The following is a 15637-nucleotide window of genomic DNA, read 5'->3' as shown; positions in this document are numbered from 1 at the left end:
GCCCGAATCCTTCAGTATCGTTCAGTTACTTCTCCGGCAGTATCATTCAGCATCGTTCATTTTAATAATGATCGATAATTACCTCGTTAAATATATTGGGGTCCAGCCATAATTTGCAATCAGACTAATGGCCGCTGCAGACCTGAACGAGTGGGGTTCCGAGACGGGTGGTACCGTAGACGACGCCCGGGTCGTACTCGGCGCCGTGATGGTGGCGACTATCGCCGTCGTCGCCGCCGCGATGTATCTGATCGGTCCGGCCGCCGGCGCCAAGGCCGCCGCCGCGATGACGCCGTTCGTGCTCGTGTCCGCCCTTCGCACGCCCCTCACCGACTGCTCGATTTACGGCGGCGGACTCCGTCGCTGACTCTCATACGGCTTGTTGTGAGTCAGTACCGGCGGTCAGCCGAGACGGCCCGACGAACCGCCGGTACACAGTTATAAAACCGTATCAGTCGAACCGCCCCGCTCCGCGACACTCGCCCCAGATTCGTCGCCCGACCGCGTTTCGCACCCGCTGGATCGGCTGGGTGATCCCCGCCGCCCGCGCCCGCCGGTAGAGCCGCCGGGTCAGCGTCACGTCCATCACCGCCGCGTACCGCTCCGGATACTCGCCTTTCAGCCGTCGCTCCAGCGCCGCGTCGAACGCCGTCCGCGGCACCTCCGGATGACACATCCGGAACGACGGCTCGAACCGACAGTGGCCGTCGGCCTCGGCCTCCATTCGCCACCCGAACTCGACGTCCTCGCGCCACTCCGAGAACGTCGATCGGAAGCCGCCGACATCGATCGCCGCCCCCCGCCGCACCGCGAGGTTACAGCCGACGTAGTGGCGGGGACCGAAGCTCCGACACCCGCCGTACACCGGCCCTTCGAGACAGACCAGATCGGGATCGGCCTCGAACGCCGCCAGCGCGGTCGCCAGCCAGTCGTCCGGCGGCCGCGTGTCGTCGTCCGTCAGCGCGACCACGTCGGCCGACGCCGCCTCGAGCCCCCGATTTCGTGCCGCCGACCGGTCGATTTCTCCGTCGTCGACCAGCACGATTTCGTAGGGGGCGTCCAGTTCCTGTCTCTCCAGACGGGTGATGGTCGGTTCGTGATCGTACGCCGGCACCGACGGGACGACGACCGATATCGCGGGCGTCGCCGCCCGCCGCACGTACTCGATCCCCATATCCGCGTTCGTAGAACCCGCGGCCGATAAGCGTACGCCCCGACCCAACCGATATTATCGAGTGGCGTGATACCGTAGAACATGGGAAGCTCCACGTTCGAGACGGCGTCGCTCACCCGACTCCACTGGCTTGGCATCGTCCTGGCGATTATCACGGGGGCGGTTCACCTCTACTTCGGGGTCCTCGCGCTGAACACCATGCAGGGGGTGAGCTTCGTCCTCGCCGGCATCGCCTTCTTCGTCGCCGTCTTCCTCTTTCTCCTCGATTTCCGCCGCCGACTCCTCTATCTCGTCGGAATTCCGTTCACGGGGATTCAGGTCGTCCTCTACTTCGTCCTGAACTGGCCGGACGTGCTCAACCCCGGCGGCATCGGCGACAAGGTGGTGCAGGTGACGCTGATCGCCGTCCTCGTCGTCCTCTACCGCCGGGAGTCGTAGGTTTCCCCACTCGTCACGACCAGAAGCGCGGTGACGACCCCGCCCCCGAGCGTCGGAATCCAGAAGGCGGCGGCGCGGTAGAGCAGCGCCGCGGCGGCGGCGACGGGCGTCTCCACGCCACCGACGGCGACGAGCAACCCCGTCAGGAGCGCCTCGGCGCTCGCCGTGCCGCCCGGCGTCGGCGACGCCCCCGCGAGTCGGGCGACGGGCACCACGACCAACACTCGCGCGAGCGAGACGGGGGCGTTGAGCACCGCGAGCGACAGCCACAGCGTCGTCGCCACCGCCAGATGCCCGGCGACACCGAGAGCGAGGACGATCGCGAGTCGCCGCCGCGAGTCGCCCACCCGCTCCAGCGCCGCGACGAATCCTCGACCACGCGCGACGACCGCATCCGGCGCCGGCGATTCGACGCCCGGTATCGGCCGACCGACGCGATACAGGACCCCGCCCAGCGCGCCGCCGATACGGTCGACGACCCGCTCACGCCGCCACCACGCGACGACGGCGACGACGCCCAACACCGCCGCGGCCACCGTCCCCGCTCCCACCGCGACGAGGAGGGCGTCGTCGACGGCTGCCGTCCCGACGAGGACGCCCACGCCGACGACGCCGAGAGCGACGACGGCGACGGCGTTCGCCGCGCCCACGCTCACGATAGCGGCGAACCCCCGCTCGAACGGCACGCCTTCGACGCGTGCGACGAGCGCCCCGCTCACCGGATCGCCGCCTGCCTGTCCGAACGGCGTGACGTTGTTCAGGAAACTCGACGCTGCGAACAGGCCAATCGACGCCGAGAGCGTCGTCGGCGCGTCGAGCCGTCGAAGGACGAGGTGGAGCGACCCGCCCCACAGCAGGATCGGAACCCACCCGAGACCGACGAGGACCGCGGCGTCCGTGGGTGTGAGTCGTCCGAGCGCGGCCGCGACGGCGTCGACACCGACGGTCCGCAGGTAGAGCACGAGGCCGCCGACGGCGACGACCGTCCACCCGACCGTGCGCCATCGGTGCCGTCCGCGGTCGGTCACGGCCGGTAGAGCACGTCGTACCCGTGGGCGACGTAGCTCAGACACCCCGCGTCGAGTTGGCGACGGCGGACGTCGAGCCAGTCGTCCGCGCCGTCGACCCGATCCGTCACCGCGTCCGCGACGAAATCCAGAATCGCCCCGAGGAAGTAGCGCTCGTCGGCCGGATAGGGCGGGTAGACCACCCAGTCCGACGCCCCGACCGCCAGCAGGTCGCCGTCACGCTCGCGGCACCGGTCGAGGAGGTGTCGCCCCGCGCGAGCGTCCCGGCCCGGTTCGGCGTCGATGGCGTCGTGATACGCGGCGACGACGGCGTCGTCCACCGGGTGGTCGGGCTGGAACACCGTCTCGCCGTCGAAGGTGATCGGCGCGTACACCAGCCCACCGGGTCGGAGCAGCGACGCGAAGGCGTCCAGCGCGTCGTCGAGAGGCACGAGGTCGAGAAACGCCTGCGCGACGACGAGGTCCACGGGGTCGTCGACCGTCGCCGCGAGCGCGTCACCTTGCTCGAACCGGACGCTCAGATCGTCGACCCGAAACCCCGCCTCGGTCCGCTCCCCGCCGCACTCGTCCGCCCGTCGCTCCCGTGCGAGTTCGATCACGTCGTCGTCGCGGTCGATTCCCCGGTACGTGCCGGCAGTGACGCCCCAGTCGAGCAGTCGGGGGACGGTGGCACCGGTGCCGGCGCCGGCCTCCACGATCAGCGGCGCCTCGGGGAGTTCGTCGAGCGTCCGGTCGCGCACCCGACGGTCGATGGCGCGGTCGTCGACGGTGCGTTTCGCCTCCAGATACCGCCCGTCGTAGGCCATCACAGCGGCCGTTCGTGACTCGCCCACGCGTCCTCGTCCTCCCACATGCGGACGGTCAGTTCCGTAGGCACGTCGGTCGGGATTCGCTCGACGAACCGGTCGCCGAACAGGCGGGCGAACCGCTCGACGCTCGGATTCTTCCCCTCGAACTCCGGCAGGTCGTTGAGCAGGGCGTCGCGATACCGGGCCTCCAACTCGTCCAGCGCGGCGTCGACGGCGTCGATGTCGACGAGGTAGCCGTACTCGTTCAGGTCGGGACCGGCGAGGCGGACGGCCACCTCGAAGTGGTGGCTGTGCACCTCGCCTTCGGGGCCGGGGTCGGGCACGGTGAGGAAGTGTTGCGCCACGAAATCCCGCGAGACCGAGAGCCGGTACATACCCGTTCGTGGCAGGCGACCGACTTATATCACTCGTACGTCAGCAACACCTGTAGCGCGTTCTCCGGTCCGCCGTCGAGCAGGCGGTACGCCTCGGACGCGTTCTCGAAGGCGATCCGGTGGGTCACGAGTTCCTCGGTCGCCACGTCGCGCAGGCGCTCCCACGCCACGTCCAGTCGCCGCTCCTTCGTCCATCGTCCCCGGAGGTCGGGTGCGAGCGTGCTCACCTGACTCGACGAGATGTCGATCCGGTTGCGGTGGAAGAAGCCGCCGAGGTCGGTCTCGGCGCGTTTCCGCCCGTACCACGACCCGACGACGACCCGACCGTCGTAGCCGACGGCGTCGATGGTGTCGTCGAGCGTCGACGGCCGTCCGGAGAGTTCGTACGCCAGATCGGCTCCCGGCGGGTCGCCACGCTTCCCGACCTGCGCCGCTTCGGCGGGCGTCAGCGTCTCGTCGGCACCCAACGTCGCCGCCATCTCCCGCCGGTGGGCGACGGGTTCGACGACCGTCAGCCGTTCCAGCGGAAAGGCGGCGAGGACGCTCGTCGTCACGAGACCGACCATCCCCGCGCCGAAGACGACGACTCGCTCGCCCACCCGCGGCCGACCGTCCATGACGAGCGTCGTCGCCGTCTCTGCGGTGGGGAGCAGCGCCGCCGTCGACGGCGACAGATCCTCCGGGACGGGGACGAGTTCGGTCGGCTCGGCGGTGAAGTGGCTCTCGTGGGGGTTGAACGCGAAGACCGTCCGCCCGTGCCACGCGTCGTCGACCGCCGCACCCACTGCCACCACGTCGCCCACCGTCGCGTAGCCGTACTTGAGCGGATAGGTGAGGTCGCCGTCGAGGGCGTCGATAGTCTCGTCGGCCGCGAGGCCGCGGGGCATCTCGCCGCGGTAGATCAGGAGTTCGGTGCCCGAACTCACCGCCGAGACGCGCGCCTCGACGAGCACCTCGTCCGGCGCAGGGTCGGGAACCGCCTCCCCTTCGACTCTGACGGTCCGCGGCCCTGCGAAGTAGAGTGATCGGCCGCTCGCCGGTGGATCGACCCCAGATCGCCCGCCCTCGACGCTTCCTGTCACGCCCGCTCTAGCGGCGCCGGTCACTTCATACTGCCGCCTGATACCAATCCACATTATCTGCGGCCGGTGACGGCCAGATAGTCCCGCGCGAACACCGCGAGCGACGGGGCGACGACGACGAGCGCGAGCGGGTGGACGACCGACACGGGGAGGACGGGAGCCAGCGCGACGGTGATGAAGCCCATCTGGAGGGCGGCCAGCGGCCGTCGCACTCGACTCTCGGGCAGGTCGCTCACCGGCTGTCCCCGGCGCTTCCGCCAGCCGATCCCGGCGCGGTAGACGTACCGCGCCGCCGAGAGCGAGAGATACGCGACCGGGAGCCGCCCCCACGCGACGCCGACCAGCGGCGCGACCAGAAAGCCCAGCGTGTCGAACGCGAGGTCGAGTTTCGCGCCGAGGTCGGTCGTTCGCCCCCTCCGCCGCGCGAGGCGCCCGTCGACGAGATCGAGGACGATGCCCGTCCCGTAACAGACTGCTGGCGCCCACCGCACCGCAGGGGCGGGCGGAACGAGCAGGAAGCCCGCCGCCGCGGCGTACAACCCCCCGCGGACCAGCGTGACGAGGTTCGGGAGGGCGAGCGCGGCCGTCCCGTCGTCGAGGTGGTACGCGAGGTAGCCGACTTCGTACGCCAGCACGACGCCGGCGACCAGCACCCAGCGGTTCGCCGCGGTGTGGTCGACCGCTCCGGCGACGAGCATCCACCCGCCGACGGCGACGCTGGCCGCGACGACGCCGACTGTCCCCGTCGCGGCCACCCACCGCCGTTCGTAGACGTACTCCCTCATCGCTCGAACTCCGGATCTTCGAGCGCCGCCAGCCGCTCGCGCCCCTCGTCCGGGAGACGATGACTGGCGGCCGCGAGGTTCTCGACGACGTGGTCGGGATCGGTGCTCGACGGGATGGGGACCACCCCGCGCTCGACGTGCCACGCGAGGACCGCCGCCGCGGGTGAGACGCCCATCTCGTCCGCTGTCTCGCGGACGGCGGGGTCGTCGAGGAGCCCCGGCGCCGACAGCGGCGAGTGGGCGACGACCCGGATTCCCCGTTCGTGGCACCACGAGACGAGGTCACGTTGGGGGCGATACGGGTGACACTCCACCTGCACTACCGCCGGGGGCACGCGCGCCTCGTCGACGAGGGCCGCGAGCGTCGCCCGGTCGACGTTGCAGACCCCGAGCGACGCCGTGAGGCCGCGGTCGTAGAGCGCTTCCATCCGTCGCCACGTCGCCGCCAGACTCACGTCCGCGGTCGCTCGCTCGCCGTCGGCGTCCTCGGGGAATGTCAGCGCCTCCTGCTTCTCGACTGGCAACTCCGCGAGGCGACGCAGCGGCCCCGTGTACGCCCACGCGTCCGGCCAGTGGAGCAGGTAGCAGTCGAGGGCGTCGACGCCGAGGTCCGCTAGCGTCGTCTCGCAGGCCTCCGCGACGTGGGCGTGGTTCGTGTTCCACACCTTGCTCGCGAGCAAGAGCGATTCACGGTCGGGGCTCCCCGGCGCGGCCAGAATCTCCCCGAGCCGCGCTTCGTTGCCGTACAGTTCCGCGGAGTCGAGGAAACGGTAGCCGGCGTCGAGCGCCCGTTCGATGGAGTCGCGGCGGTCGACGTACTCCCCGTCGCGGTAGCGCGAACAGCCGAACCCGACTGGCGGGAGGCGGAGCGCGGCGTCGGGTGGGCCGACGAATCGGCCGTCACCCTCGTCCGTGCCACCTCGGCCCCACACCGCCAGCCGCCGGTCGGGGCGGCGGACGCCGTGGCCGTCGACGGGGACGGCCATTCCTCGTTCTGCGGCCCGCTCCACCGCGTTACAGACGGCGACGACGTGGGCAGCGCGACGGGCGGTGTCCCGCGCCGGACGCCCCCGCCGGACACTCGCGGCCAGCCGTTCCGGCCCGGCGAGGTAGGGCGTCCGGCGCGAAGGATGCTGGAGGGGCATCGGCGTGTACGCCCGCCCCTGCCGCCCGAAGGCGACGCGGTGGCCCGGTTCGCCGCCGAGGTCGCCAGCGTCGTCGAGGTACAGCGAGCCGTCGTCGCCGTGACACTCGAGGCTCGTGAACTCCCGGCTCCGGTGGGGAGCGTAGAAACTCGCCGTCAGGCGAACTAGCGGTCCCGACGCGAAATCGAGCGTCGTCTCGACGTGACTCGGCCGCTCCGGTCGGCGTGCCTCGCGATCCGGCCACGGGGTCGCGGCGTCGGCCGTCCGCACCCGCTCGACGGGACCGAACCACGCCACGAGGAGGGAGAGCGGATAGACCGCGCCGTCGTACAGCGGCCCGACCCGGAGGAACGAGTCGGGAGCGTCGTGCCACTCGGTCACCCGGCCGACGTGGGCGTGGGTGTAGGCCAGTCGGACGGTCCCGAGGCGGCCGTCGGCGAGCGCCGTTCGGGCGTGTCGCTGGGCCTCGCATCGGTGGTTGATGGGCGCACAGCCGAGCGCGAGGCCGCGGCGCTCCGCGAGGGCGACGAGGTCTCGCGCCACGTCCACGTCGAGCGCCAGCGGTTTCTCGCTCCAGACGTGGCGGTCCGCCCGCAGGGCGCGTTCGGTCACGTCGGCGTGCGCCTCGTGGCTCGTGAGATTCAGGATCAGCGGCGCGTCTTCGGCGTCCAGCAGGGCGTCGATATCGGCGTACGTCGTCGCGTCGAGGTCGGCCGCGAGCGTCGCCGCGCGCTCGGCGTCCCGGTCACAGACGGCCGTCACCGAAAGCGGGGCAGCGTCGAGGCCCCGTGCGTACTTCCGGGCGACCGCCCCACACCCCACGAACGCACACTCCATACCCCTCGGCGGGGTGCGGTCGTGAAAAGTCCCGGGGGCGTGATATAATAGGGGGCGTCCCCGACCCACCCGCATGGCGCGGGTGGCGGTCCTCCACAACACGCTCGACGGGCGCGGCGGGGCCGACGCCGTCTGCCTCCACGTCTGCGAGGCGCTGCAGGACCGCCACGACGTGACCCTGTTCACCCTCTCGCGGTCGTCGCTTTCCGATCTCAACGCCCTGTTCGACACGGCGGCACAGGTCCCCGTCCACCGGCCGTCGGGCACCCGCCTCGTCTGCCGGGCGTTCGACGCCCTGCCCGACCGGTTCGGGCCGCAGTTGGCGGCGCGGAGCGTCCTCCTCCGGCGGCTGTTCGCCCCCCACGCCGCCGATTTCGACGCCGCCGTCAGCACCGCCAACGAGTTCGACTTGCCCCTCCCCTCCCTGCAGTATATCCACTTCCCGCAGTTCAACTGCCGATACACGACGGCCGGAGAGACGCCCCAACTCGACCCGCTGTGGAGTCGGTTGGCCGGCGTGGGCGACCGGGTACTCCCCGACGACGCTCGCCTCTACGCCAACTCCGCGTGGACGGCCGACGCGGTGGCGGACATCTACGGCCGGCGGCCGGCGGTGTGTCACCCGCCGGTCGACCTCGTGCCGAACCCGCGGCCGTGGGCGGAGCGGGAGGCGGGTGTCGTCGTCCTCGGCCGCCTCGCTCCCGACAAGCGACCGCTCCGGGCGATTCGAATCGTCGACGGCATCCGCGCTCGGGGCCACGACCTGCATCTCCACCTCGTCGGGTCGTCGTCGTCCATCTACACCGACTACGCCCGGCGGGTCGCGGCTGCGGCGGCCGAGCGGTCGTACGTCCACCTCCACCGCGACGCCGCTCGCGAACGGGTCGAGACATTGCTCGCCACGCACCGCTACGGGCTGAACTGCAAGCCCGAGGAACATTTCGGCATGGCGGTCGCGGAGTACGTCGCGGCGGGGATGGTCGCGTTCGCGCCCGACGCGGGCGGGCAGCGCGAGGTGCTGGACTGGCGGGCGGATCGGCTGTTCACCACCACCGCCGACGCCGTCGCGACGATCAGCGCGGCCATCGACGGGGACGACCGCCCGGCGCTCCCCCGGGACCGGTACGCGAGCGAGCGGTTCCACGCCGCGATCCGGGACGGCGTCGATGCGATGCTCGACGGGTAAGCGGTCGGGGTGCGATCAGCCGGCGTCGCGGGGACCGTTGGACGGAACGACGAAAGAGAGGACGGTCAGTCCTGCGTCGCGCCGTCGCGGCTCTCGCTCAGATGCTCCCAGATTTCCGTGCAGCCGGCACCGGCTTCGACGTCGGAGAGGTGGTTTCGCGTGTCATCTTCGGCGTCTGCCTCGGCGTCCGACGGCTGCTTCAGAACTTCGCTGTTCTCGGTCATCGAATATCTGTAGACAGTACGGCCGTATAAGGCCGTTTTCGGCCGTAATCGCTACCCGTTCTCCCGTATGGAGGCGGGCCTTTCCGGTATCCGTGACGGCCGAGTTTCGGGAGCGATCCGCTCCCGTCCCGCGATCCCCTCGCCGTTCACCCCGAAATCGCCGTCCGAGGACCGGCAATCGTGACGGCCGGCGACGGGCTTACCGCCGTCGGGGGTCAAGGCCCGTCCATGACGACTTCGGTTCACCAGCTCGACGACGGGGCGTGGGTCAGCGTCAACGACTCCCGTGAGGTGAACGTCAGCGACCTCTGGCGGCTCGCTCGCCACGATTTCTGTTCCTGTCGGCTCGCGGATTTCCTGGCGGAGGGGTTCGTGGAAGTCGCGCCCGACGGGGCCGACGTGGAAGCGCGCGTCGCCGGCCAGTGCATCCAGTGTGGCACGAGCGGCGTCACCGACTGGCTGACGCTCGGCCGCGTCGACCCCGAGACCGGCACGTTCCGCCCCGTCGTCCCCGAGAGCGTCCACGTACCGGGGCGACGCTACCGGCTGGCAACGCCCTAGGACGGCGGTCCACATACCGGCAAATGTTGTCGGGTCCCCGGAGAGCCGGGGAAGGTTGACGACGTGCCCGACCGTATATGTTCGGGCCTATTCTAGCGATTTATGCCGTCTAAGGTCGAGAGCTGGAAAGACGAAACCTACGGGATGGAGGTACGCGACCACCTCCTCCGATTTGCGGAGGAAGGGTGGGACGCCATCCCGGAGGACGAACACGACGCGTGGTTCGAGCGGTTCAAGTGGTGGGGCCTGTACCACCAGCGGAAAGGACAGGAGAGCTACTTCATGATGCGCATCGGGACGCCGATGGGCCGGATGACGCCGGAACAGCTCCGGACCGTCGGAGAGGTGGCCAAGGAGTACGCCACCGGTCCCGTCGAGAACCCCGAGTTCGGCGACGCCTACGCCGACTTCACCACCCGCCAGTCGATCCAGCTCCACTGGATCAAAGTCGAGGATATCGCGGACATCTGGGACGAACTCGAATCCGTCGGTCTCTCTACGATTCAGGCCTGTGGTGACTCGTGGCGCAACATCGTCGGCTCCCCCGTCGCCGGCCGCGACGCCGACGAACTCATCAACGTCTGGCCGGTCGTGCAGGAACTCCACGAGACGTTCAAGGGCAACGACCTCTACTCTAACCTGCCCCGGAAGTGGAAGGTGGCGATGACCGGCGACCGCCGCGGCTCCGGTCAGGGCGACATCAACGACCTCGCCTTCGAACCCGCAGTGAAAGAGATCGATGGCGAAGAGGTCGCCGGCTTCAACGTGAACGTCGGCGGCGGCCTGGCCCGCAAGGAACCCCGCTTCGCCCGCGACATCGACGTGTTCTGCCGCCCCGAGAACGCCACGGACGTGGCCGCCGGGCTCTCCGCACTCTTCCGCGACTACGGCGACCGCGAGGACCGCTTCAACGCTCGCATCAAGTTCCTCGTCGACGAGTGGGGCCCCGAAAAAGTTCGGTCGGTCCTGCAGGAGGAGTACGTCGACTACGAACTCCCGACCGCTGGCGAGGACCTGCGCGACGAGTACGACTACAACGCCGGCCGCGCGGACGCCGCCGGCGACTACATCGGCGTCCACGACCAGAACGACGGCCAGAACTTCGTCGGCCTCTCCGTCCTGGTCGGCCGCATGGGTGCGGACGACGTGATCGACCTCGCCGACCTCGCCGAGGACTACGGCTCCGAGATGATCGGGCTGACCCAGCGTCAGAACGTCATCGTCGGCGACATCGCCGACGAGGACCTCGACGACTTCCTCGCCGAGGATCTGCTCGAGGAACACTCGCCGGACCCGCACCCGTTCATGCGTGGCTCCATCGCCTGTACGGGCACCGAGTACTGCTCGCTCTCCATCGTCGAGACGAAGAATCGGATGGTGCGGTACGGGCGCTGGCTCCGCGACAACGTGCCCGTCCCCGAGGGGGTCGAGGACTTCCACATCCACCTCTCCGGCTGTACCGCGTCCTGTGCCCAGCCACAGATCGCCGACATCAGCCTGCGCGGCATGAAGACGCGCAAGGACGGCGACGCGGTCGAGGCGTTCGACGTGGGCCTCGGCGGCGGCCTCGGCGAGAACCCGCAGTTCGCCGACTGGGTGAAGATGCGCGTCCCCGCCGACGAGGTGCCGGGCTACATCGCCAATCTCCTCGAAACGTACGAGGAAGAGCGTGCGGGCCCCGAGGAGTCCTTCCGTGACTTCGTCGCCGACCGCGACGAGGACGAACTCGCCGCTCTCGCGGAGGCCGAGGAGACGAGTTACGAGGATCCGTACCTCGGCAACACGAAGATGACGTGGTACCCCTACGCCGAGGACACGGCGATGGACGCCTCGCCCGCGCCGACGAACGGGCAGGGCGAACCGCTCCCCTCCGACGACTGACCATGGCCGACCGCGTGATGAAGGTCAACGCCTTCACGACGTTCGATCTGCTCGACGCCAGCGTCGAGGGCCACGGCTTCGAGGAGGAGGCGTTCGCGACGCTGAACGTGCGGACGGCCCGGGAGGCGCCCGAAGAGATCACGCTCGAACTCGAACTCGACAACACCGAGTTGGAGTCGGTTCCGCCCCACGCCGACCGCGTGACGCTCTCGGCCGCGGAGGCGCGCACGCTCGCGACCGAACTACAGAAGGCCGCGGAGCGGATCGAGAGGAACGAATGACCATGAGCACGACCGGCACGGTCTATCTCGTCGGTGCCGGCCCGGGCGACCCCGACCTCCTGACGGTGAAGGCCCGGCGCCTGCTCGATTCGACCGACGTCGTCCTCCACGACTCGCTCGTGGGCGACGCCGTCGTCGACTCCATCCCCGAGAGCGTCCGCGTCGAGAACGTCGGCAAGCGTGCCGACGGCGAACGCACGCCGCAGGCGGAGATCAACGAGCGACTGGTGCAGGAGGCCCGAACGGGCCACGAGGTCGTCCGCCTGAAGGGCGGCGACCCGACCATCTTCGCCCGCGGGGGCGAGGAGGCCGAACACCTCGCCCGCCACGGCATCTCCTTCGACATCGTTCCCGGCATCACCAGCGCCGTCGCCGGGGCGAGCGTCGCCGGCATTCCCCCGACCCACCGCGACCACGCCTCCAGCCTCGCCGTCGTGACGGGACACGAAGACCCGACGAAGGAAGACAGCGCCCTCGACTGGGACGCGCTGTCCAGCCTCGTCACCGCCGGCGGGACGCTGGTGATCCTGATGGGCGTGGGCCGGCTTCCCGACAACACGGCCGCGCTCCGGGCGGCGGGCGTCGCTCCCGACACGCCCGTCGCGATGGTCGAACGCGCCACCCTCCCCGACGAACGGGTCGTCACGGGAACGCTTTCCACCATCGTCGACCGCGCCGACGAGGCGGGGATCGAACCCCCGGCCGTCACCGTCGTCGGCGACGTGGTCGGCGTTCGCGAGACGGTCGCCCACTGTCTCGGGGGGTCGGATGCGCTGGCCGACGCACCGATTCTCGCCAGCGCCGAGGGCGTCGTGGGGGTGACCGACAGTGACTGACGACTGGCCGCTCAAGCGCCTCATGACCGACGTCGTCGGCTCGGGCACGAAATCCGCCGACGACATGACCCGCGCGCAGGCCGGCGAAGCCATGCGCCGCATCTTCGACGGCGACCCCGATCCCACTACGCTGGGTGCCTTCTGGCTCGCCAACCGCTGGAAACGTAACACGCCCGAGGAACTCGCGGCCTTCACCGACGAGATGTGCGAGCGGGTGGAGTACGCGACGCCCGACGCCGACCCCGTCGACTGCGGCGCCAACTACGACGGCAAGGGCCGGACCGCCATCCTCGGCGTCGCCGCGGGCGTCGTCGCCGCCGGCGCCGGGACCCCGGTGGTCGCCCACTCCGGCGACCGCGTGCCCACGCAGAAACAGGACGCGTACAAGCACGTCCTCGACGAACTCGGCGTGGCGACCGAACTCACCCCGCAGGACTCCGCGGACATGGTCGACGAGACGGGCTTCGGCTTCTACTACCAGCCCGCCTTCAACCCCGCCGTCGCCGACCTGTTCGACCGCCGCGACCAGATGGGCGTGCGCACGTTCGTCAACACCGTCGAGACGCTCGCCAACCCCGCCGGCGCGAGCGTCCACCTCGGCTCCTTCTACCATCTCGCCTTCGCGAAGAAGGTGGTCGACACGTTCCAGCACAGCGAGTTCCACGACCTCGACCGCGTCATCATGTTTCAGGGGATGGAGGGCTACGACGACATCCGCCCCGGATACACGAAGGTGGCCGACTGGGCCGCCGACGGCGACTTCGACGACTACGAGATCGAGACCGCCAACTACGGCATGGACTTCGACGAGGAAGATCTGCAGGTCGACGACGTGGCCGCCGACAGCGCCCGCCTCACCGAGGACGTGGTCGCCGGCGACCGCACCGACCACTGGTACGACGCCGTCGCCCTCAACGCCGCGTTCCGCATCTACGCCGGCGGCGACGCCGACTCGCTAGATGCCGGTCTCGACGCCGCGCGCGCCGCCATCGACGACGGGTCGGCCGCCGCGGTACTCGACGATCTGCGGGCGTTCTGAGGGCTTTTCCCTCCGCACCACGACTGCCTCCACATGACCGACGACGACGTGATCCGCCCGAGCGACGTGGGCGACTCCGACGCGCCGCCCGTGGCCGAGAAGCCGTACAAGATCATCTTCGAGGCGAACAAATGTATCGGGACGGGGAAGTGTGCCGAAGTCTCTGCGAACTGGGATCTCGACCTCGAAACCGGACTGGCGCGCCCGAAGACGTACTACGTCGACGAGGCGGATCTGGACCACAACGTTCGCGCCGCGGCGGTCTGCCCGGCGAAGAAAGGGCGCGGCGTCATCCACGTCGTCGACCGCCGGACCGACGAGGAACTCGCGCCCGACCCCGACGGCGACGGGAGTCTGAGCGTCGACTGGTAGGCTACTCGTCCCCGCCGTCGAGGACTTCCTCGACCGTTCGCGCCGCGGCTTTGCGAACACGGTCCGCGTCCCCGCTTCCCTTGGCGGCCGACCACACCACCCGATCCGCCGCCGCGGCGCGAATGGCCTCCCGCCGCCGCTCCGGATCGACGCCCCGCTCCTTCAGCTCTCCCCGCAGGTCGCCGACGACGGTTGCCACCACTCCCGCGCCGTCGACGACCGACTCCAGTTCGCGGCGCAGGTGTCGACTCACTGCCGGACTCGTGCCGCTCGTCGTGACGGCGACGGTCACGGGACCGTCGTCGACGGTCGCGGGGACGACGACGCTTCCCGACTCCCGTTCCCCGCTGCGGTCCGCGCGATTGACGAGGATACCCCGCTCCCGTGCCACCGACGCGACGGCGGCGTTGAGCGCGTCGTCGTCGGTGGCGGCGACGACGAGGGCGGGGGCGGCGGCGTCGAGCCACGCGCCCACGTCGTCGGGGTCGGGCGCGGCGCGGACGAACTCGCTCGCGCCGAAATCGGCGTCCGCGAAGTCGGGGCTGACGACGACGACGCGGGCCTCGCGGGCGAAGCGCCGTGCCTTCCGCGCGCCGACGGCGCCGCCACCGAACACCAGCACCACCTCGCCGTCGAAGTCGTGGACGAGCGGGATCACACGCGTTCCTCGTGGGCGGGGGTGAAAAGCCGTCGGGCGGGGTCCGAATTGTTTAGTTCTCGCCGCCGTATCCCGATCCATGCTCGGACGGGTGCTCGGGTGGCTCGGGATCGGGGGTGACGACGCGGACGGGTCGGACGACTCCGGCGACCTGGAGTGGACCGATCCCGACATCGAGTACGGTGGCGACGGCCCGACCCGCCGGTACACGTGCCCCGAGTGCGACGCGACTATCGAGGGTGTCGGTCCCGACGAACAGGTGACGTGTCCCGACTGTCACACGGCGTTTAAGGGTGTTCTCGTTCCCGACTGCGCGGTCTGCCCGGACTGTGGGTCGCGGATCGACGACTTCGAGTTCTACCCGGAGACGCGCCGCGACACCGAGTTCGCCGCGTGTTCGTGTGGGTATCGGTGGGAGAGCGACCCGCGCTAATCTTCGCCTTCGATCAGGCTGGTCTCGTCGCCCTCGGCGTGATGGAGCGTCACGTCGTGGCGGGTGTGGCGGGCGTGGGTACGCGCCCAGCGCCGGGCGGCGTCTTCCGAGAGTCGTTCGACGCCGTCCGGACACTGCCGACACGTCGCCCGCCACGTCGACACGCCGTCCGGATAGTGGCCGGTGTGGCGTTCGTGATCCAGCGCGAACTGTTCGACTGCCCGGTTGCCCGCCATCAGTTCGTCGAGTTCGTACGACAGTGTCCACTGCCGGCCACACCGCTCACAGGAGACGGTCGGGTCGTTCTCTGACACGCGCCCGGCTACGGTCGGGACGCTCTTGAACGTGCCACATCGATACGGATCGGTGTCACGGACAACTCTCCGCAGAAAGGGGGAGGGATCGTGGCAGGGGGGGACGCCACGATCCACAATCGGCGATCAGTTGTCCACCGGCACGACGAGAGATCGACGTGTGGGGTGCCTCCACTGACC

At 69.9% G+C, this 15637-nt stretch carries 20 protein-coding genes; 10 read left to right on the top strand and 10 right to left on the bottom strand.

Annotation, left to right across the window (positions count from 1 at the left end; all coding sequences use genetic code 11):
• Positions 1–127 precede the first annotated feature (127 nt).
• Positions 128–367, top strand: coding sequence for a hypothetical protein (locus DU502_RS00910; RefSeq protein WP_121921141.1), 240 nt, complete (start codon positions 128–130; stop codon positions 365–367).
• A gap of 84 nt (positions 368–451) precedes the next feature.
• On the opposite strand, the gene DU502_RS00905 is transcribed toward DU502_RS00910, so the two are convergent.
• Positions 452–1174, bottom strand: coding sequence for a glycosyltransferase (locus DU502_RS00905; RefSeq protein ID WP_121921142.1), 723 nt, complete (start codon positions 1172–1174; stop codon positions 452–454).
• Positions 1175–1255: 81 nt separating this feature from the next.
• On the opposite strand from DU502_RS00905, the gene DU502_RS00900 reads away from it, so the two are divergent.
• The gene (locus DU502_RS00900) at positions 1256–1612 is read left to right on the top strand and encodes a DUF7475 family protein (protein ID WP_121921143.1); all 357 of its coding nucleotides are present in this window, start codon (positions 1256–1258) and stop codon (positions 1610–1612) included.
• On the opposite strand, the gene DU502_RS00895 is transcribed toward DU502_RS00900, so the two are convergent.
• Genes DU502_RS00895 through DU502_RS00870 form a run of 6 tightly spaced genes read right to left on the bottom strand, consistent with a single transcriptional unit; the run spans position 1594 to position 7672 of the window.
• Positions 1594–2640: a lysylphosphatidylglycerol synthase transmembrane domain-containing protein gene (locus DU502_RS00895; RefSeq protein WP_158601179.1), complete on the bottom strand. Its 1047-nt coding sequence runs from the start codon at positions 2638–2640 to the stop codon at positions 1594–1596. The two genes, DU502_RS00900 and DU502_RS00895, sit on opposite strands and share 19 nt — an antisense overlap.
• Complete coding sequence (locus tag DU502_RS00890) at positions 2637–3446, bottom strand: class I SAM-dependent methyltransferase (protein WP_121921145.1); 810 nt, start codon at positions 3444–3446, stop codon at positions 2637–2639. The genes DU502_RS00895 and DU502_RS00890 overlap by 4 nt, the downstream gene beginning before the upstream one ends.
• Positions 3446–3823, bottom strand: coding sequence for a 6-pyruvoyl trahydropterin synthase family protein (locus tag DU502_RS00885; protein WP_121921146.1), 378 nt, complete (start codon positions 3821–3823; stop codon positions 3446–3448). Before DU502_RS00885 ends, DU502_RS00890 begins: the two co-directional genes overlap by 1 nt.
• A 29-nt stretch (positions 3824–3852) precedes the next feature.
• Positions 3853–4905, bottom strand: a complete 1053-nt coding sequence (locus DU502_RS00880; RefSeq protein WP_241966822.1) for a zinc-dependent alcohol dehydrogenase — start codon at positions 4903–4905, stop codon at positions 3853–3855.
• Between the two features lie 53 nt (positions 4906–4958).
• Positions 4959–5690: a CDP-alcohol phosphatidyltransferase family protein gene (locus DU502_RS00875; RefSeq protein ID WP_199722736.1), complete on the bottom strand. Its 732-nt coding sequence runs from the start codon at positions 5688–5690 to the stop codon at positions 4959–4961.
• Complete coding sequence (locus tag DU502_RS00870) at positions 5687–7672, bottom strand: aldo/keto reductase (protein ID WP_121921148.1); 1986 nt, start codon at positions 7670–7672, stop codon at positions 5687–5689. Before DU502_RS00870 ends, DU502_RS00875 begins: the two co-directional genes overlap by 4 nt.
• Positions 7673–7745: 73 nt before the next feature.
• On the opposite strand from DU502_RS00870, the gene DU502_RS00865 reads away from it, so the two are divergent.
• Positions 7746–8858: a glycosyltransferase gene (locus DU502_RS00865; RefSeq protein ID WP_121921149.1), complete on the top strand. Its 1113-nt coding sequence runs from the start codon at positions 7746–7748 to the stop codon at positions 8856–8858.
• A gap of 65 nt (positions 8859–8923) precedes the next feature.
• Here the strand turns inward: DU502_RS00865 and DU502_RS18020 are convergent, their stop codons facing one another.
• Complete coding sequence (locus DU502_RS18020; protein ID WP_166033597.1) at positions 8924–9082, bottom strand: hypothetical protein; 159 nt, start codon at positions 9080–9082, stop codon at positions 8924–8926.
• Positions 9083–9310: 228 nt separating this feature from the next.
• Between DU502_RS18020 and DU502_RS00860 the strand changes: the two genes are divergently transcribed.
• The 6 genes from DU502_RS00860 (at position 9311) to DU502_RS00835 (ending at position 14052) form a co-directional block, all read left to right on the top strand.
• A complete protein-coding gene (locus DU502_RS00860; protein ID WP_121921150.1) occupies positions 9311–9643 on the top strand; it encodes a hypothetical protein in 333 nt (110 codons plus the stop codon).
• A gap of 102 nt (positions 9644–9745) precedes the next feature.
• The gene (locus DU502_RS00855; RefSeq protein WP_121921151.1) at positions 9746–11524 is read left to right on the top strand and encodes a nitrite/sulfite reductase; all 1779 of its coding nucleotides are present in this window, start codon (positions 9746–9748) and stop codon (positions 11522–11524) included.
• A 2-nt stretch (positions 11525–11526) separates the two neighbouring features.
• On the top strand, positions 11527–11805 hold the full coding sequence (locus DU502_RS00850) for a DUF6360 family protein (protein ID WP_121921152.1): 279 nt from the start codon (positions 11527–11529) through the stop codon (positions 11803–11805).
• The gene (gene cobA, locus DU502_RS00845; protein WP_121921153.1) at positions 11802–12641 is read left to right on the top strand and encodes a uroporphyrinogen-III C-methyltransferase; all 840 of its coding nucleotides are present in this window, start codon (positions 11802–11804) and stop codon (positions 12639–12641) included. The genes DU502_RS00850 and cobA overlap by 4 nt, the downstream gene beginning before the upstream one ends.
• A gap of 22 nt (positions 12642–12663) precedes the next feature.
• On the top strand, positions 12664–13680 hold the full coding sequence (locus DU502_RS00840) for an anthranilate phosphoribosyltransferase (RefSeq protein WP_121921447.1): 1017 nt from the start codon (positions 12664–12666) through the stop codon (positions 13678–13680).
• 33 nt (positions 13681–13713) lie between these two features.
• The gene (locus tag DU502_RS00835) at positions 13714–14052 is read left to right on the top strand and encodes a ferredoxin (protein ID WP_121921154.1); all 339 of its coding nucleotides are present in this window, start codon (positions 13714–13716) and stop codon (positions 14050–14052) included.
• A gap of 1 nt (position 14053) precedes the next feature.
• Here the strand turns inward: DU502_RS00835 and DU502_RS00830 are convergent, their stop codons facing one another.
• The gene (locus DU502_RS00830; RefSeq protein WP_121921155.1) at positions 14054–14710 is read right to left on the bottom strand and encodes a precorrin-2 dehydrogenase/sirohydrochlorin ferrochelatase family protein; all 657 of its coding nucleotides are present in this window, start codon (positions 14708–14710) and stop codon (positions 14054–14056) included.
• A gap of 79 nt (positions 14711–14789) precedes the next feature.
• On the opposite strand from DU502_RS00830, the gene DU502_RS00825 reads away from it, so the two are divergent.
• Complete coding sequence (locus DU502_RS00825; protein ID WP_121921156.1) at positions 14790–15143, top strand: hypothetical protein; 354 nt, start codon at positions 14790–14792, stop codon at positions 15141–15143.
• Here DU502_RS00825 and DU502_RS00820 read toward each other — a convergent pair.
• Positions 15140–15457: a hypothetical protein gene (locus DU502_RS00820; protein ID WP_121921157.1), complete on the bottom strand. Its 318-nt coding sequence runs from the start codon at positions 15455–15457 to the stop codon at positions 15140–15142. The genes DU502_RS00825 and DU502_RS00820 overlap by 4 nt on opposite strands.
• Positions 15458–15637 lie beyond the last annotated feature (180 nt).

It is taken from the genome of Haloplanus aerogenes (genome assembly GCF_003856835.1).
GTDB classification, from domain to species: Archaea; Halobacteriota; Halobacteria; order Halobacteriales; family Haloferacaceae; genus Haloplanus; species Haloplanus aerogenes.
Note: the sequence above shows the minus strand (reverse complement) of the source record. Positions and strands in the feature narration are given on the sequence as shown.

Excerpts from the sequence above, each read along its gene's own strand:
- DU502_RS00910 (WP_121921141.1), top strand. The coding sequence starts at position 128 with ATGGCCGCTGCAGACCTGAACGAGTGGGGTTCCGAGACGGGTGGTACC.
- DU502_RS00905 (WP_121921142.1), bottom strand. The coding sequence starts at position 1,174 with ATGGGGATCGAGTACGTGCGGCGGGCGGCGACGCCCGCGATATCGGTC.
- DU502_RS00900 (WP_121921143.1), top strand. The coding sequence starts at position 1,256 with ATGGGAAGCTCCACGTTCGAGACGGCGTCGCTCACCCGACTCCACTGG.
- DU502_RS00890 (WP_121921145.1), bottom strand. The coding sequence starts at position 3,446 with ATGGCCTACGACGGGCGGTATCTGGAGGCGAAACGCACCGTCGACGAC.
- DU502_RS00885 (WP_121921146.1), bottom strand. The coding sequence starts at position 3,823 with ATGTACCGGCTCTCGGTCTCGCGGGATTTCGTGGCGCAACACTTCCTC.
- DU502_RS00875 (WP_199722736.1), bottom strand. The coding sequence starts at position 5,690 with ATGAGGGAGTACGTCTACGAACGGCGGTGGGTGGCCGCGACGGGGACA.
- DU502_RS00870 (WP_121921148.1), bottom strand. The coding sequence starts at position 7,672 with ATGGAGTGTGCGTTCGTGGGGTGTGGGGCGGTCGCCCGGAAGTACGCA.
- DU502_RS00865 (WP_121921149.1), top strand. The coding sequence starts at position 7,746 with ATGGCGCGGGTGGCGGTCCTCCACAACACGCTCGACGGGCGCGGCGGG.
- DU502_RS18020 (WP_166033597.1), bottom strand. The coding sequence starts at position 9,082 with ATGACCGAGAACAGCGAAGTTCTGAAGCAGCCGTCGGACGCCGAGGCA.
- DU502_RS00860 (WP_121921150.1), top strand. The coding sequence starts at position 9,311 with ATGACGACTTCGGTTCACCAGCTCGACGACGGGGCGTGGGTCAGCGTC.
- DU502_RS00855 (WP_121921151.1), top strand. The coding sequence starts at position 9,746 with ATGCCGTCTAAGGTCGAGAGCTGGAAAGACGAAACCTACGGGATGGAG.
- DU502_RS00850 (WP_121921152.1), top strand. The coding sequence starts at position 11,527 with ATGGCCGACCGCGTGATGAAGGTCAACGCCTTCACGACGTTCGATCTG.
- cobA (WP_121921153.1), top strand. The coding sequence starts at position 11,802 with ATGACCATGAGCACGACCGGCACGGTCTATCTCGTCGGTGCCGGCCCG.
- DU502_RS00840 (WP_121921447.1), top strand. The coding sequence starts at position 12,664 with ATGACCGACGTCGTCGGCTCGGGCACGAAATCCGCCGACGACATGACC.
- DU502_RS00835 (WP_121921154.1), top strand. The coding sequence starts at position 13,714 with ATGACCGACGACGACGTGATCCGCCCGAGCGACGTGGGCGACTCCGAC.
- DU502_RS00825 (WP_121921156.1), top strand. The coding sequence starts at position 14,790 with ATGCTCGGACGGGTGCTCGGGTGGCTCGGGATCGGGGGTGACGACGCG.